This is a genomic window from Cobetia sp. 10Alg 146, assembly GCF_029846385.1.
Lineage (GTDB): Bacteria > Pseudomonadota > Gammaproteobacteria > Pseudomonadales > Halomonadaceae > Cobetia > Cobetia marina.
Genome location: NZ_JARWKT010000004.1, coordinates 387,343 through 404,740, shown reverse-complemented (window position 1 = coordinate 404,740; position 17,398 = coordinate 387,343). Strand labels below are relative to the sequence as shown.

The 17,398-nt window shown below is 55.5% G+C and carries 10 protein-coding genes, 2 pseudogenes and 1 CRISPR repeat array (1 of these 13 cut by a window edge); of the genes and pseudogenes, 8 read left to right on the top strand and 4 right to left on the bottom strand.

What is annotated here, in order from left to right:
- Window positions 1–3,390: direct repeats of the CRISPR family, unit length 28 nt; unit sequence CCGATCCCCGCAGGCGCGGGGCTCAACC (it extends 666 nt beyond the left edge of the window).
- 455 nt (window positions 3,391–3,845) lie between these two features.
- The 6 genes from QD172_RS09955 to QD172_RS09930 all read left to right on the top strand — a co-directional run bounded on the left by QD172_RS09955 (window position 3,846) and on the right by QD172_RS09930 (window position 10,392).
- Complete coding sequence (locus QD172_RS09955; protein ID WP_279855679.1) at window positions 3,846–6,236, top strand: DNA/RNA helicase domain-containing protein; 2,391 nt, start codon at window positions 3,846–3,848, stop codon at window positions 6,234–6,236.
- A 106-nt stretch (window positions 6,237–6,342) separates the two neighbouring features.
- Window positions 6,343–6,699 carry a nucleotide pyrophosphohydrolase gene (locus tag QD172_RS09950; protein WP_279855678.1) on the top strand — a complete coding sequence of 119 codons (357 nt, stop codon included), beginning with the start codon at window positions 6,343–6,345 and terminating at the stop codon, window positions 6,697–6,699.
- Between the two features lie 256 nt (window positions 6,700–6,955).
- Window positions 6,956–7,171 (top strand): hypothetical protein, encoded by a 216-nt coding sequence (locus tag QD172_RS09945; RefSeq protein ID WP_279855677.1) that lies wholly within the window; start codon window positions 6,956–6,958, stop codon window positions 7,169–7,171.
- Window positions 7,172–7,644: 473 nt separating this feature from the next.
- Window positions 7,645–8,685, top strand: a complete 1,041-nt coding sequence (locus QD172_RS09940) for a hypothetical protein (protein WP_279855676.1) — start codon at window positions 7,645–7,647, stop codon at window positions 8,683–8,685.
- Window positions 8,669–9,331: an NADAR family protein gene (locus QD172_RS09935; protein ID WP_279855675.1), complete on the top strand. Its 663-nt coding sequence runs from the start codon at window positions 8,669–8,671 to the stop codon at window positions 9,329–9,331. Before QD172_RS09940 ends, QD172_RS09935 begins: the two co-directional genes overlap by 17 nt.
- A gap of 140 nt (window positions 9,332–9,471) precedes the next feature.
- Window positions 9,472–10,392 (top strand): hypothetical protein, encoded by a 921-nt coding sequence (locus QD172_RS09930; protein WP_279855674.1) that lies wholly within the window; start codon window positions 9,472–9,474, stop codon window positions 10,390–10,392.
- A 316-nt stretch (window positions 10,393–10,708) separates the two neighbouring features.
- Here QD172_RS09930 and QD172_RS09925 read toward each other — a convergent pair.
- Window positions 10,709–11,477 (bottom strand): annotated as a pseudogene (locus QD172_RS09925) (IS30 family transposase).
- A 57-nt stretch (window positions 11,478–11,534) separates the two neighbouring features.
- Here QD172_RS09925 and QD172_RS09920 point away from each other — a divergent pair.
- Window positions 11,535–11,914: pseudogene (locus tag QD172_RS09920) on the top strand (integrase core domain-containing protein); the annotation flags it as partial.
- Between the two features lie 202 nt (window positions 11,915–12,116).
- The gene (locus QD172_RS09915) at window positions 12,117–13,823 is read left to right on the top strand and encodes an AAA family ATPase (RefSeq protein ID WP_279855673.1); all 1,707 of its coding nucleotides are present in this window, start codon (window positions 12,117–12,119) and stop codon (window positions 13,821–13,823) included.
- 394 nt (window positions 13,824–14,217) lie between these two features.
- Here the strand turns inward: QD172_RS09915 and QD172_RS09910 are convergent, their stop codons facing one another.
- From QD172_RS09910 to QD172_RS09900, 3 genes are all read right to left on the bottom strand, one after another.
- Window positions 14,218–14,739 (bottom strand): flavin reductase family protein, encoded by a 522-nt coding sequence (locus tag QD172_RS09910; protein WP_279855672.1) that lies wholly within the window; start codon window positions 14,737–14,739, stop codon window positions 14,218–14,220.
- Window positions 14,740–15,011: 272 nt separating this feature from the next.
- Window positions 15,012–16,046 carry a methionine synthase gene (locus QD172_RS09905; RefSeq protein ID WP_279855671.1) on the bottom strand — a complete coding sequence of 345 codons (1,035 nt, stop codon included), beginning with the start codon at window positions 16,044–16,046 and terminating at the stop codon, window positions 15,012–15,014.
- A 97-nt stretch (window positions 16,047–16,143) separates the two neighbouring features.
- A complete protein-coding gene (locus QD172_RS09900) occupies window positions 16,144–17,133 on the bottom strand; it encodes a DUF1852 domain-containing protein (protein ID WP_279855670.1) in 990 nt (329 codons plus the stop codon).
- Between the last annotated feature and the right edge of the window lie 265 nt (window positions 17,134–17,398).

Below are 17,398 nucleotides of genomic sequence, written 5' to 3'. Positions count from 1 at the left end.
CGTCGCCGATCCCCGCAGGCGCGGGGCTCAACCGACTGCGTCACACGGCGCTATTAGTCACGGTCACCGATCCCCGCAGGCGCGGGGCTCAACCGTCTACGGGAGAATGGAAAACATTGAGAATTAACCGATCCCCGCAGGCGCGGGGCTCAACCGCCATATGTACGTGTGTTGCCTGGGGATAATCCCCGATCCCCGCAGGCGCGGGGCTCAACCGGATGAAGCATTTAATCCCAAGGATACTCGCGACCGATCCCCGCAGGCGCGGGGCTCAACCGTAGTCCAGGAGCTTCTCGTCTGACCCAATCGACCGATCCCCGCAGGCGCGGGGCTCAACCGATCCTGAACCGTGATTGGGGCGGCGAAGGTAGCCGATCCCCGCAGGCGCGGGGCTCAACCGTATCACGTCTAGGTCAGGTAAACGCAGCTGGCCCGATCCCCGCAGGCGCGGGGCTCAACCGCCCGGCGAGAGGATGCAGGCACCAATGCAGCGCCGATCCCCGCAGGCGCGGGGCTCAACCGCTGGCCGGCGAGATCCTGCTGGGTGCCCTTGTCCGATCCCCGCAGGCGCGGGGCTCAACCGCCCTGTTCCTGCTCGGGTGGACCGATAGGATGCCGATCCCCGCAGGCGCGGGGCTCAACCGTGGTGCCGGCCTATCGCGGCCAAGTGGCTCGATCCGATCCCCGCAGGCGCGGGGCTCAACCGATGATTAAGCAGGTCACGAGCATGCGGAACAGCCGATCCCCGCAGGCGCGGGGCTCAACCGCCAGCGACCTGAATGCCGCCGTGGTGGCCGGGCCGATCCCCGCAGGCGCGGGGCTCAACCGTTTTTTATATTCCCCGCGCTATCTATCGCCAGCCGATCCCCGCAGGCGCGGGGCTCAACCGGGACCGCTGTCCGGCACCACATACCACGTCCTCCGATCCCCGCAGGCGCGGGGCTCAACCGCCGCGGTGAAAGCGGTGGGCACGGCCGCCCGCCCGATCCCCGCAGGCGCGGGGCTCAACCTTCTGCATGGCTCTCGGTAATTGGAATTCGTGCCCGATCCCCGCAGGCGCGGGGCTCAACCGCTGCGCCAGAAAGAGCTGCGCCTCACGGACGCCCGATCCCCGCAGGCGCGGGGCTCAACCGTGATGCGATGGCCTACAGCGTGTCACTGCAGGCCGATCCCCGCAGGCGCGGGGCTCAACCGTCCCGCCACTCAACCAGACCTCCTCTAACGAGCCGATCCCCGCAGGCGCGGGGCTCAACCGTGATCCTCGGCACGGATGAAGAGTGCACGGTCCCGATCCCCGCAGGCGCGGGGCTCAACCGCAGGTCGAAGCGGCTTGAGAGATCATCCATGTCCGATCCCCGCAGGCGCGGGGCTCAACCGCGATGGCGCGCGCGCCCAGCTTTATCGGACGGCCGATCCCCGCAGGCGCGGGGCTCAACCGGGCGCGAAAGACAGCTACAACGCCATGCAGTCCCGATCCCCGCAGGCGCGGGGCTCAACCGGTCTGCCACCTGATGGTCGGCGTCGTCATGGGCCGATCCCCGCAGGCGCGGGGCTCAACCGTACATCGAGCGCTTCGCATCCACCAACATGGTCCGATCCCCGCAGGCGCGGGGCTCAACCGACTATCCCGACTCGTACCACTATGCGAGTGCCCCGATCCCCGCAGGCGCGGGGCTCAACCGGCATCAATGGCCGAGCGTTCCGCCTCGGTCACCCGATCCCCGCAGGCGCGGGGCTCAACCGGGATCCGCCCAGCACTCGACTTGGCCTCAATCCCGATCCCCGCAGGCGCGGGGCTCAACCGCCGGAGGGAGGGGCTCGTCTGCTTTGGAGAGGCCGATCCCCGCAGGCGCGGGGCTCAACCGGTGAGATTCCGCCTGACACACGCCGAGCAGAACCGATCCCCGCAGGCGCGGGGCTCAACCGTACACCTCGGTGATCTCGGGCCGGAAATGTCCCCGATCCCCGCAGGCGCGGGGCTCAACCGTCGCTGGGCCACCAGATGGGGCTGGTTGATCACCGATCCCCGCAGGCGCGGGGCTCAACCCTGGGCACGGCCGAGTATGCACTGGCCGAGGATCCGATCCCCGCAGGCGCGGGGCTCAACCGGTCACAGAGGGCATGAAGGTCACGGCCATTCACCGATCCCCGCAGGCGCGGGGCTCAACCGCTGGGCTTCAAGGAGAACGGCCCTGCCACGGACCGATCCCCGCAGGCGCGGGGCTCAACCGCGTCTCGCCTTCACTCAGCTTGATATACGGCCCCGATCCCCGCAGGCGCGGGGCTCAACCGGTAGGCGACTACGATTCCAATCCGCTGCCGAGCCGATCCCCGCAGGCGCGGGGCTCAACCGGGCAAGTGGTGTGACAGCTGGAGAGACAGCGCCCGATCCCCGCAGGCGCGGGGCTCAACCGGTATTGAGAGGGAGAGGTGATCGCATTGAGAGCCGATCCCCGCAGGCGCGGGGCTCAACCGGGAGCGGGAACTGTTGGCCAGGGAAGAACAGACCGATCCCCGCAGGCGCGGGGCTCAACCGCCAACCAGCACTGGAACGACTCGTATGCAACCCCGATCCCCGCAGGCGCGGGGCTCAACCGCCACCATCATGGCCGGTGTCGAGAACCTGCAACCGATCCCCGCAGGCGCGGGGCTCAACCGGCTCAGGGCCGTGTGGTCCACTTTGCATCAATCCGATCCCCGCAGGCGCGGGGCTCAACCGCCAGCGAAGATCAGTCTGGTGACGTTCGATACCCGATCCCCGCAGGCGCAGGGCTCAACCGGAATACGTGTTCGAGGAAATGCTGCCGCAGGCCCGATCCCTGCAGGCGCGGGGCTCAACCGGCCTGGAGACCGGTGTCGAGTTCATCCTGCGACCGATCCCCGCAGGCGCGGGGCTCAACCCAAGATGGGTGTGGGCCGAATCGAACAGGTAGCCCGATCCCCGCAGGCGCGGGGCTCAACCGTGGGCCGTGTTATTGACGTCAATGTAAAACAGCCGATCCCCGCAGGCGCGGGGCTCAACCGGTGGGCTATGTGGAAGTGGCCTTTGGCCTACGCCGATCCCCGCAGGCGCGGGGCTCAACCGAACAAGGCCCCGGCGGCCCGGTTTCTACCATGCCGATCCCCGCAGGCGCGGGGCTCAACCGGCCCAGGTAACCACCCGCGTGGAGGGCATCGCCCGATCCCCGCAGGCGCGGGGCTCAACCGGACGGCGATCTGGGCAGCATGCAGTGGCATCACCGATCCCCGCAGGCGCGGGGCTCAATCGGTTGTGCAACGGCGCGGCACGCTGGCATTGGTCCGATCCCAGCAGGTGCGGGGCTCAACCGAAGGGGCTTCGCGGTACCCGCAAGGGCGACAGCCGATCCCTGCAGGCGCGGGGTTTAACCGATGGCGGGCATCTGGACGCCACAATGATCAGATGGATATGGCGGTGACATACTGCCCGGTGGAAGCTCCACGTCCGGTAGCGTATTTCTTTGCTTACGGGCCCTTAAGCGCTCTTGTTGCAAGTGTTAACCCCCAGGTAGGCCATGAGAATATCTCCATTGCAGGCCTGGCGCGTCACAAGTTGATGCGGCAAGAAAGCGTTGGTATCGAGCTGAGTGTCTCGTTAATGCGACGCAGTGTGTCGCAGTGAACTAACGATTCCTTCTCGCGCTTGCCTTGACTCCGCTATTATTAGGTTTCTTGAAATTTCCTATATTTAATATGCATTTCTCGCCAAGGCAGGACGCCATGGTGGAAGACCATGAGACGGAGCTCGCCCCAGCGGTAAGCGCCGTGCGGTAGCCGTGTGATGGCATGAGAAACGATGCACACCACCGAGAGGAGCCCCAACGGGCATGCTGGTTTACAACGCTACCAAACAGCAGTTCATTGACGACGTCCGGGCCAATGTCATCGCTGACGCCATTGAGAATGAGGTGTCACGCAAACTAAGCCGCAATTCGCCGCGTAATGAGGTGGCCTCCTGGGAGAACTCCTTGCGCTTCATGATGAGCGTTCTCCTCGACGAGGGGATACCCGCTTCGGCAGGTGTGGCCATCGAATACAACATTCCGCTGACCAATCGCCGAGTGGACTTCATTCTGACCGGCAAGAATGATCAGCGTGAAGACTCTGCTGTCATCATTGAATTGAAGCAGTGGCAGACCGCTGAGGTGACGACCAAAGATGCCATCGTTCGCACTCAGTTAGGGGGCGGTGTGCGGGAGACCAACCATCCCTCCTATCAAGCCTGGTCCTATGGTGCGCTGATCGAGGACTACAACGAGACCGTCCGCTCCGAGTCGATCCGGCTGGTGCCTTGTGCTTATCTACACAACATGAAGCAGGGCGATGCCATCAATGATCCCTTCTATGCGAATCACACTAATCGAGCTCCTGTCTTCATCTCACCGGATGCCTTGAAGCTCTCCAGGTTTCTGAGTCAGCACATCAAGTACGGTGACAGCAACGACATCATGTATCGCATCGAACACGGTGTGATCAAGCCGAGCAAGAATCTGGCGGATGCGCTCAGCTCGATGATGCAGGGAAATGCTGAATTCTTGATGATCGATGAGCAGAAGCTTGTCTACGAAACCGCTGTGGATCTCGCTCACAAGGCAAGCAATGGCAAGAAGCAGTGCCTGATCGTGAAGGGTGGGCCGGGGACGGGCAAGTCAGTCGTCGCGATCAATCTGCTTGTCGAACTGACGAACCGGGAGATGATGACGCAGTACGTGTCTCGCAACTCTGCCCCTCGTGAAGTCTTCAAGAAGCGTCTGACCGGCACGCGCAAGAAGACCCACATCGATAATCTGTTCAAGGGCTCAGGCAGCTACGTCAGCGCGGAGCCCGATACCTTCCATGCGCTGATCGTGGATGAAGCACATCGCCTAAATGAAAAATCCGGGATGTATCAGAATTTGGGCGAGAGCCAGATCAAAGAAATTATCTCGGCATCGCGATTTTCCATCTTCTTCATCGATGAAGCGCAGCGGGTCACGCTGAAGGATGTCGGGACGGTTGAGGAAGTCAAACGTCGGGCAGATGAATGTGGCGCCGAGGTGCATGAGCTCGAACTTTCCTCACAGTTCCGTTGCAACGGTTCTGATGGCTATCTCGCCTGGTTGGATCATTCCCTGCAGATACGGACGACCGCCAACACCGACCTCGACGGTATCGATTACGAGTTCAAGGTATTCGATGATCCGATCGAATTGCGCAAGGCGATTCTTGAGAAGAACCGCAAAGCCAATAAGGCACGGATGGTAGCGGGGTACTGCTGGCCCTGGAAGAGCAAGAAGGACCAGCATGCCATGGACATCGTCTTCCCTGAGCATGGCTTCTCTGCCCAGTGGAACCTCAATGATGACGGCATGCTGTGGGCGATCGCTGATGGATCAGCAGAGCAGGTAGGTTGCATCCATACCTGCCAGGGGCTCGAGTTCGACTACGTCGGCGTCATCATCGGCGACGACTTCGTGATTCGTGACGGCCGCGTGGTGACAAACGCAGCCAAACGAGCAGGACAAGACCGCTCGGTTCACGGGTACAAGAAAATGCTCAAGGAGCAACCAGAGCAGGCTCGTGCCGTGGCGGATCAGATCATCAAGAACACCTACCGAACGCTGATGACGCGTGGCCAGAAGGGCTGTTACCTCTATGCCACGGATCGAGAGACTCGCGAATACTTCGCTGCCTTTTCTCATTCACAGGACTCATTGAAGCATGCCGAGCTGACGGAAGAGGCCGAGACGCTGGATGGCTTGCACCTTCCCATCGTGACGCGTGACCAGGCAGCGCCATTCGAGCGCCATGTGCCCGTGTACGATCTGAGTATCGCCGCGGGCGGGTTCAGCGAGATGCAGATCGCCGACGCCGAGCACTGGGTTGAGATACCGGACTTCATGCGCGCGAGCCCCGACCTGTTTGTCAGCCGGGTGGTGGGGGAGTCTATGAATCGGCGCATCCCCAACGGCGCTTGGTGTTTGTTCCGCGCCAATCCTGGTTGCACACGGCAAGGCAAGGTCGTCGTGGTACAGCATCGCGCCATCGAGGACCCCGACCATGGCGGCAGCTTCACGATCAAGCTCTATCAGAGCGAGAAAGTCGAGGAGTATGGTGAGTTCGTGAACCAGCGCATCGTGCTGAAGCCCCAGACCAACGCCTTCGGTTACAAGGACATCGTGCTCGAGGACGAGCTTGAGGATCTGAAGGTCATCGGCGAATTTCTTTCCGTGCTGTAAGCGAGTGGGCGGGCGGATCGACGCCTTTGCCGATGCCGACTGGATAGCGAGCGGCAGAGCAGGCATGCTCAGCGCTACCCGATAACGCAAATTAGGTGAGTACAACATGTTAGACCCGTTCAAGCAGCTTCGAGACGCCATGGATCAGTTTGCGACCGAGCGCGACTGGGATCAGTTCCACTCGCCCAAGAACCTGGCCATGGCGCTGACGGTGGAGGCAGCTGAGCTGCAGGAGTGCTTCCAGTGGCTGACCGAAGCGCAGTCTCGGGAGCTGGATGAGCAGCAACTGGCCGCTGTGCGTGATGAAATTGCCGATGTTCAGCTCTATCTGATCCGGCTGGCGAGCAAGCTGGACGTGGATATCGAAGCGGCATGCCGGGCGAAGATGGAGAAGAATGCGGAGAAATATCCCGCCAACCAAGTGCAGGGAAGTGCAAAAAAGTACACGCACTACCAAGACTGACTTGATGTGTGGCCGTTTTATCCCCTGTAGCGGCCTTCTCTGCTAGCTTCTTCGCCCCTCAAGCTACCTCCCGTTGAATTCGGGCTCAAGCAGGGCCGAAGACTTAGCTTTCGGTTTAAAAGATGCACTAAAAGCGGTCACGAATGGCGATTTAGTGCTTGAAGATAAACCCATGCAGTTTATTCTCCACTCTGAAGACGGAACTTAAGGCCGATTTTTAAAATAAAAATAAGCCAGCGGTTTCACAAGACCCCGTATGGTGCCGTTGTTACGACCGTTCCTAGTTAGCGAAGTAGGTTCAGGCAAGCACCACGATCTCGAGAAGCAGCGCCTTAACGAGATTATCGACCGGCTCACCGACCTCTGCGGCGCAGAAGTCAGCGACGACGACAAGTTGCGCTTCGCCAATGGTATCGCCGACCGCATCGAGCGCAACGAGGCGGTGATGGCCCAGGTCCGCAATCACAGCTAAGCCCAGGTGAAGCACGGCCTATTCCCAAAGAAGGTCATCGACGCCGTGCTAGACGCCCTCAGCGACTACGAGAAGCTCAGTATGCCGCTGTGGAGGACGAAGAGGCGGGCAGGTAGTTCGTGTTGTTGATTCTAAAGATGTTGGCGGGGAGGTCGAGTTGTGACTCGCGTGCTGAGTAGCAAGCTAAGGAAGAAGCCTGTTAAGGCGAGTAACAACCCAAAGTGGCGGTGCTGGAAACGCAGCATACTTGTTCATTGGTGTTGTATAGCATGTCAACGAAAATGCAATAGTTAGATGTGGCGGTATAAGAATGTTGAACAAGTGCTTTTTTTAAGACATTAAACGAGCGTGCTGTCTAATTACTGTTAGGGCGCATGCCAGTTATATGCGTACTGGGTTGCCTATCAGTGAGCCGACTGTCGGTGCAAATACTGTGACGAGTTATTATTTATCGATTGTCAGGAGACCACCAGATGAGTGAACGTGATGACCTTCTCATTTCCGTCGCGAACGAGATCAGGACCTATCGACAAGGAGATCTTTCCGAGCCGACGCCGGAACATGTCGACCGTTGGCTTCAGCAGTTTACGCCCGCTCAGCAGCTCCCGTTCATTCGTGAGTTTAACCACGTCATTAAGCAGACCTTCATTACTAGTCATGAGGTAGAGGATTTCCTGAGCAGCCTTGTTACAAACCAGGAGCTTGCCGGAGATGATCCTGCGGGATACTGGTCAACTGCCAACTTGTTGAACATCCAGCAGAATGGGCAGAGCCAGAAAGAGATGCTGAAGTTGTTCTCGAAGTGCCTCGAAGAAGTATTTGGTCTCGACCTAGAAGCGTGCGGAGAAGATGGAGGCGATTTTATATACCTCGACGATGTAATGTTCAGCGGTAACCGCGTGGGCAATGATCTGGAAGCGTGGATTGTCAATGATGCACCGCAGAGCGCACGGGTCCATGTTATCGTTGCTGCTTATCACACTTTGGGCCAGTACCTCACAGCACAGAAACTAAAGAGGGTCATAGCAAATTCAGGCAAGAAGATTAGTGTCGAATACTGGCGAGTATTGACGATCGAGAACCAGAAGGCACATAAGAACATTTCTGGAGTGCTATGGCCCACAGCAGCCCCAAGCGCGGCCGAGGTTCAAGCATACATGGCCTTACCGTCGAAATACCCTTTCGAACCGCGGCAACCATCTGCAAAGCCCATTGAACCATTCTCGTCGGAGGCCGGACGCCAGATTTTGGAGAGCGAATTCTTGATCGCTGGTGCTAAGATCAGAGCCATGAGTGAAAAGCCGAAGTCCTCCATGAAGCCTCTCGGCTTCAGTCCTTTCGGCGTAGGGTTTGGCTCCATGCTTGTCACGTATAGAAATTGCCCGAACAACTGTCCTATTGCTATGTGGTGGGGTGATCCTGAGGCAACCTCTGGTGCCTTGCACTGGTATCCGCTCCTGCCGAGGGAGGGCTACTCTTCTCTGAGGAACATCTTCGATGATCTCACGCTCTAACGTCGATCTACCTGAGAAAAGTCAGCTGCGAACTTACGTCCGCAGCGAGGTAGTCGTCTTCTATAAAACAAAAGAGGCTTTCGGTGGCCTATCCAACATGGCGGCGGGTTACCCCTTGCAGATCAACGGCGTCCATATCTTGACGACAGAGGCCCTATATCAGGCTTGCCGCTATCCTCATATGTCGGATGTCCAGCGCCAGATCATTGGGCAGCACAGCCCAATGACCGCTAAGATGAAGAGCAAGCCGCATCGCAAAAACTCAAGGCCTGATTGGGACGAAATCAGACACAAAGTGATGCGGTGGTGCCTGCGCGTGAAGCTCGCACAGAACTACGAGGAATTCGGTCGACTGCTGCTTGCAACAGGTAGTCAACCTATTGTTGAACAGTCACGTAAGGATGACTATTGGGGCGCAAAGGTAGCAGACGATACGGGCAATACCGGCGATACATTGGTTGGTCAGAACGTCCTAGGTAGGCTCTTGATGGAGTTGAGAGAGAAACTTATGGATGATATGGAAGGTGTATTGAAGACGGTACCACCACTTGGAATTTCCGACTTCATGCTACTAGGTAAACCGATCGAAATAGTCACCGCCAGTGGCTCAAATGATGGTGAAAAACCACAACCGGAATTGTTCTAGGGGCTTCGCCCAAATCTATATTGAGCCCTAACAATCGGCTACACGGCGGCCGGTTCCCCGGCGCTTTGCGGCTCTTTATCGGCGCGTGAGCCAGGCGTTATACGTATTAGCTACGCAGTGCCATTTCATGGAGAAAAGAATTGTCACTATTGCATCAGGTTCAGGAGTCAGTAGTCCAGGAAGGGTCCGACCTAGGATCAGTGTTGCTAAAGCTTCGGCTTCTTGCCGCAAGACTTGGAAGCGAGATTCTAGAGGAATGGGTTAAACATGAATCTGAGGGGTACCCAAAGGAGGCGGAGCTACCAGATTACCGAATCATAGGCGTAAGTTACCGAGGGACATTCTCTGGTCCATTCGGTTCCGGTATAAAAAATGCTCCGATACCCTCTTACTTAATAGAAAAATTTGCTGGGGCGAGCTGGACAAACTATGAAATACGGGAAAGCATTTCTGCCGTTGATGAGCTGGTAAAAAGAAGCGCTGATGGTGGAAGTTTAGGTATAGACGCTTCCAATTTGATTTTGCTATTGCAAGGCAATGTTTATGAGAACTATGCCTGTAATGAAATTGCAGGAAATATATCTCGTGTTTCTCTTTCCGAAATCCAGCAGGCGGTAAGAAGTAGAATATTAGAGCTGACATTGCAGCTTGAAAAATCTATTCCCGCGGCGGTACATATAACCTTCGGTGCTCCCAAGTCGGAACGTACCAACTCGAAAAAGGTCCAGCAAATCACACAACAGATTATTTACGGAAATGTAACCACTGCTGTCGCTGGTGACCATGGGTCGAGCATCTCGGTAATTGTTGAAGAACGGAATAGAGAGTCGATCGTGGGGTTCCTTGAGGCTGCAGGTATACCGAAAGATGATGCGGCTGAGTTTGCTGAAATAGTCGACGCAGAAGAGCCTACAAGTGAAGATGAGCCTTTTGGTGAAGGCGCTAAGAATTGGGTAGCCTCAAATTTAAAGAAAGCTACGGAGGGAACCTGGAATATTGGGGTTTCCGTAGCAACAACAGTGTTGGCAGAAGCTGCGTTGAAATTCTACGGAATTAAGTAGTGTGGCGTATAATAAGTCACTATTTTCGGACAAACTTTCAATTGCTACGTGGTTCCAAATTTTCCGAAAATTTTGCGTTAAGCAAAGAGGGAAGCGTTGCTTTTTCGTGGCATTGATAAAGCGCTTGAAAAGTCGTTGACTGGTTCTATTTTTCTAAGCGCTCCGAGAGCTATTGAGAACGTTTTCTACGCTGTGCATCTTGTAGGTAGCACTGGTAAAAGCTAATGTGTCTGAAAGGAAAGACCAAAAGAGGTGTAAATCGTTCGTAAGAAAAGACAAGGTGGGTGCAGGCTATGAGTGCACCACCCTATTGAAATCAGGGTGGTCCTTCATTGTGCTTTGCAATCAGTTCATTCATCACCTCGATAGGACATTTGAAGTCGAAGCGTTTTCGAGGCCGCATATTCAGCTCGAAGGCAATGGCATTCAGCTCTTCCTGACTGGTCAGTGACAGATCCGCTCCCATAGGGGGGTAATGGTGAGTTAGGCATCGATATTCTCGTAGCTGCCACCTTGCCAAAAAGGGTTACGAGGGTCATAGAAGTGGATGGTGACGCCAGAATTTTGCGTGATAGCGGCATGCATGGCCATCTCTCGTCTCTGGCCATACGTCAGAGTTTTCCATGTTGCCAACGGCTTTCTATTCAGGGCGGAACTAAAGCCTTCTACGGCAGAAGTCGTAGTAGCATCATGCATCTTTGCTAGTATCAAGTATGCATTACTGAACTCTACAAGAGCTTCAACCGCTGAAGCATTACCTTTGCCTTTGATCAGGCCACCTTCGCAATGTCCTGGCATCTCGCGCTTGTCGACCTCGGGCGGGCGAAGGTGAATGCTGACCATGTCGGGGATCTGACCTCGGCGGCCCGTCTCATCACGGCGAGGCTTACGCGTACTTTTGCCATGCCGCATGCAATGGATGAGCTCTTTGCGCAGTTGCCCGGCACACTATCTCGGCGAATTTCGCGGCTGATAGTGGAGGGGGAACGACTCAGGCATCGAGCAATGGCTTGGAGGCTCAGGCCTTGAGAGAGACAAATCTGGATAGTGGCACGATTGCTAATGCTGAGTTCTGAGTATGACATGAGCGCAATACCTTACAGGGAAACTCATGTGTTGCACTCAGAATCTGCGGCCAAGCCTATATTTGGACAGGGGCACGCTGGGCTTATCTGGCAGTAGTCGTCGACTTGTATGCTCGTAAACCCGCGTGGAGAGCCACGGAATATCCTGTTTCATTCGGATCAGGGGTGCCGGTACACCAGCCGGGCACTCCGGCGGATGCTCTGGCGCTACCGAATGACGCTGAGTCTCAGTCGCCGTGGCAATTGCTGGGACAATGCCCCCAACAAAGCGTTTCTTCAGAAGCCTGAAAACGGAATGGATACCAGAGATGGGCTATCCCGATGTTGCTGCGGCGAAGCGATCTGTTACTGATTATATGATCGGTTACTACAGCAGGCTCAGGCTGCACAAGCATAACGCTGGGTTACCGCTGAACTTGGCAGAAAAGAACTACTGGAATGCTCAAAGCTCGGTGTCCAAAAAACTTGACCACTACACTACAAATAAGCTTATTGCAGCAAATTCACTACTTTGTCCTCGGTTAAAGTAGTCCAGCGCAATCTCATTGTTTTCGCAGTCCAGCTACAATCAATTGCGACCTTTTACATTAGTCGCGAATAGGATTTAGTCTAACATAATGGTTCACGCAGGAGGTAGGCTTGAAACTCATAAGAATCCGCCTTGAGAAATTTAGGGGAATTCGGAAGGCTGAAATAGAAGTTGGAACAGAGCTTGCTTTGGTTGGCCAAAACAGTGGTGGTAAATCTTCAGTATTAAGGGCTCTCAATGCTTTCTTCAATTTCAAAGATGAACGTCAGCATTTCGAGTCATCTAGGCATGCATTCCAAAAGACATCGACAGCCATTATCGACTTGGAATTTTCAGACGCACCAAGTGTGTGCAGTTTGCCCAGAATAGCCGTAGGCGGAAACAATATTAGGGTCCGCTTAAAGTATAAGAGATCGGCCAACTGGGAGATTTTTCATAACGGATCATGGCAAACGCCTCCGCAAGGTTTTATGAATACTCTAAAGACCTACATTCGCTACGTTTACATTCCGGTCTCTCGAAATGAAAAGGCTATTCAATGGGGGCAAGAGAGCATACTCCAAGAGACAGTGATGACTTGGGTGAAAGATCATGTGAAAAAAAGGGACAATATTTCTCCTAAGGTCACAGACGCTGCATCAATTATTAAGGAGCGCACTTTCAGAAGTTTGAGTAAGTACCTCAGAGGTCTTACGCACCTGAACGGCTCGTTCGAGTTTGAATTGGACTATTCAACGCCCCCTGACTACAGTCTCTTGATACAAGATCTAGTTCTGCGCGTAGTGGATGGTAATACGTCTGTAGACATCGTAGACTGTGGCAGCGGCACCCAAAGCCTTGCTGCAATTGGTCTCTATTCTTATCTAGCCGAGGCATTGGGCGGAACATACATTTTGGGAATCGAAGAGCCGGAGCAGAACCTGCACCCTCAAGCACAGCGTTCACTGCTTGCGGCACTAAAGGGGCTTCCTCTTCAGGTGCTTTTCACGACTCACTCCACAGTGATGCTCGACAGCCTAGAGCATGAAGAAGTTGCACTTTGCCGAAGGGTTTCTTCCAGCACCAGAGGATTTGAAATCACCGTCACCCAGCTGCCAAGTGGCTTCTGGATTGAAAATAGTATTGATAGAGATCGGTATTACAATTTTCATCGCAGAAGAAACTCTGAGTTCTTTTTTGCCGACTACGTTATTTTAACAGAAGGTCCAATTGACGGAGAATTAGTACGCTATTTGATTGAGAGTGGCGGGCTAAGTTTTTCGAAGTATAGTGTCTCAATTATCAGTCTAGATAGTGTGCAGTCACTGCCACACGCATATCATCTTCTGAAAGAACTTAAGATTGATTTTGCTTCCGTCGTCGATAAAGACTATTTTCTCCCCTATTTGCATGACGAATTGTCCGTTAGTCGTGACACCAAAGGGTTTCCACGATATAAGAGAGAATTCAATAATGGCTGTCTAATTGAAAAAATGCTGCCCGATGAGCATGAAAGAGAAAAACTTCTTGATTACTTCTTCTCCAACCATTCGCGCGCCATGCAGGTGCTTGAATCCGTTGGCGTATTCTGCTTTCGCTGGTCGATGGATATTGATCTAGTCGGTTCAAAGACGGCTAGGAGTATCTTATTCGACCGGTTGTTGGTACCTGAGTCGGAGCGTACAACTATAGAAATACTCGTTAATCGTAGAAAGCAACTGAAGCGTCAAGAGTCTGTCCTTGGTACGACCCGAGAGCTACAGCCGAGAGGCCTTCCAAATTCATACAAGATGATAAGGCGCCGGCTGCCGGAACTTGTAAAGGATTCCTTTGATTAGGTTATTACTTGTCACTTTACGTTCTTCAATGATCTTAGAGAAAATCTCATCAGTGTGGTGACGAGATGGCTGGGCTCGACTCTTTGCAAGTCGTCTGGATGTACCCTTTTGACCGTAAGCGGTCAGCATGCCTTTGAGAGAAGCAGTTTTACGCCCTATCAGAGGCATGCTATTCGAAAGTGGGGAGGGATCTCTAAAACGGTACATCTCTGGTACACACACCAGCTTCGGATGCTCTCTTCAATCTTAGCTAATCCAATGATTCCAAAGAAATGTACCTTTCGTTTGATTACGGTTGCTTCCCCTTTTATGTCAGTGGATTATTGTTTTAAAAGCGAACTCATAATCCCCTAGTCTGATCCTGAAGGATTCAGCCGACCAGTTTTCTCCAGTCTTATTCTCCCCCAGCCAAGCCCCCGTACTTCCCCTTGAAATACAACAATGGCCGCGCCGTCCCTGCAACATCCAGATTCAGTCCTTTCACTTCCCCGATCACGATCAGGTGATCACCTGCTGGGTGCTCTGCGTGAATCTTGCAGTCGAGCCAGTGCAGGCTGTCATTGATGACCGGGTTGCCGAGGGGAGAGAGCTGCCAGTCGATGCCTTGCCATTTATCCGCGCCGCGCATGGCGAACTGGTTGGAGACGTGGCTCTGCTCGCTGGAGAGGATGTTGACGGCGAAGCGCTCTGCCTGGCGAATCTTCGGGTAGCTGAAAGAGCTTGCCTTGACGCTGAAGGAGACCAGCGGCGGGTTCATCGAGACGCTATAGAACGACTGACAGGTGAAGCCGATCGGTTCGTCGTCGACCTGGGTGGTGATGATGGTGATGCCGGAGGCGAAGTGGCCGAGGGCTTCACGGAAACTGGTGGGGTCGATAATGGTGTCAGCTTTGGTGTCGGTATCGGAGAGTGACATGACAGGTCCTGCAAGATTGGGGAGGTGGTAATTGTCAGCCGTAGGGGAGGGGCTGCAGCGATAGCGCGGGACTGGGCGCTTGGGTGACAAGGATAAGAGTGATGAAAAAATGGCCGTCGTGAATCACTCACGATGGCCATTTTTGTTTGCGGCGGTATCAGCCGCAGCGGCTTACACTCCCGAGCACTATCGTCGAGCCAACTCGGTTCGGAACTAGCTTGGCGCTATCTGTCAGTGCTGTGTGCTAACCCGTGCTCTGTCTCGCCAAGCGATCAGCGCTGCGCTTCGAGTTCCTTGCGCACGATGGAGGCGCCGGCGCTGAGTGCCTGCAGCTTGCCGCGGGCGACTTCACGGGAGAGAGGTGCCATGCCGCAGTTGGTGCAGGGGTAGAGCTTGTCGGCATCCACGAACTGCAGTGCCTTGCGCAGGGTCTCGGCGACTTCTTCCGGTGTCTCGATGGTGTTGTTGGCGACATCGATGGCACCGACCATGACCTTCTTGCCACGGATCAGCTCGATCAGCTCCATCGGCACGTGGGAGTTGTGGCATTCCAGCGAGACGATATCGATGTTGGATTGCTGAAGCTTGGGGAAGGCTTCTTCGTACTGGCGCCATTCGGAGCCCAGGGTGTTCTTCCAGTCGGTGTTGGCCTTGATGCCGTAGCCGTAGCAGATGTGGATGGCGGTCTCGCACTTGAGGCCTTCGATCGCACGCTCCAGCGTGGCGATACCCCATTCATTCACTTCATCGAAGAACACGTTGAAGGCCGGTTCATCGAACTGGATGATGTCGACGCCTGCCGCTTCGAGTTCCTTGGCTTCTTCGTTGAGGATCTTGGCGAATTCCCACGCCAGCTTCTCGCGGCTCTTGTAATGGCCATCGAAGAGGGTGTCGACCATGGTCATAGGCCCCGGCAGTGCCCACTTTATCGGTTGATCGGTCTGCGAGCGCAGGAACTTGGCATCCTCGACGAACACCGGCTTCTGGCGGGAGACCGGGCCGACCACGGACGGCACGCTGGCTTCGTAGCGATCCCGGATCTTGACGGTTTCGCGCTTCTCGAAATCCACACCATTCAGGTGTTCGATGAAGGTGGTGACAAAGTGCTGACGCGATTGCTCGCCATCGCTGACGATGTCGATCCCGGCGTGTTGCTGCTCTTGCAGGGAGACGCGCAGAGCATCCTGCTTGCCCGCGATCAGTGCCTCACCTTCGAGCTTCCAGGGGGACCAGAGGACCTCCGGTTCGGCGAGCCAGGACGGTTTCGGCAGGCTGCCAGCGGTGGAGGTCGGGAGTAATCTCGTCATGATGAATAACCTTGTCCTTGGAATGGTTCAGATAGTGAATGTCGTTCGTCGATCAGCGCGCGCTGTTTGCGGATCAGTGAGCTGACCGATGATGAATTTATCGGTTGGCGGACCAGTTGGCGGACCACTGCTCGAGCAGGTTCTGGTAAGGCTTGATGAAGCTCTCTTCCACGAACTTGCCCTGCTCGATGGCGAGCTGGCTGCGCTCTTCGCGGTCGTACACGATGCGCGTCAGTGAATGGTCCTGCTGCTTCAGGCTCGCCTGATAGGATTTGCCGGCCACGGAATTGGCGTTGTAGACCTCGGGACGATAGATCTTCTGGAAGGTGTCCATGGTGCTGATGGTGCTGATCAGTTCCAGATTGCTGTAATCGTTGAGCAGGTCGCCGGTGTGATAGAAGGCCAGCGGCGCAACGCTGCCCGGCGGCATGAAGTAACGCACCTTCAGGCCCATCTTGCTGAAGTACGCATCGGTCAGGGAATCATCATCCTGGCGATATTCCACCCCGAGGATCGGGTGCACGTTCTCGGTCTGCTGATAGGTCTTGGTGGTGGAGACGCTGATACAGATGACCGGCGGCTTCTTGAAGCATTCCTTGTAGGCAGCAGAACCCACGAAGGCCTGGAACAGATTGCCGTGCAGTACGCCGAATTGCTCTGGCACGCTGAAGGAGTCCTTGCCCTTGTTGTGCTCCAGCAGGCGCACGCTGAAGTCATAATCGCGCACGTAAGACGAGAAGTTGTTGCCGGTCACGCCGTCAATGCGCTGATTCGTCTGGTGGTCGACGATGGTGGTCTGCAGGATCTCGATGATCGGCAGGGCATTGTCGGAACGCGCGGCATCGATGTTCAGCTCGACGGAGATGATGTCCAGCTCGACGGAGTAACGATCGCCCTTGGGGTTGTCCCAGTTGGCCAGCGCATTGAATCGGTTGTTGATCATGTTCAGCGTGCTGCGCAGGTTCTGCTGACGGCTCTCACCACGCGCCAGGTTGGCGAAATTGGTGGTCAGGCGGGTGTTTTCCGCCGGCGTGTAGTTCTCGTCGAAGCGCAGACTCTTGATGCTGAAACCGAATTCGTTGCTCATGGCCGTTCACCCTGATCCTGAGAGAGAAAATTCACTGTGTCGTCGACATCTTCCCGTGATCTTTCAGGCGTCTCGTGAGCGGGTTGCCCTCTGTGAGAACGCATCCATGCCGGGAGAGGCACGCTGCTCGCCATCACGTTCCGTGTGAAGGCTCTGGCGGCGGTGAAGTGCAGCGCCATGGGAAGTCTTCATCAACGATCTGATGCAGGTGAGTATCTAGCTCCGGGCTCCATGAGACAAACTGGATTTTTTAATATTCAAGTTG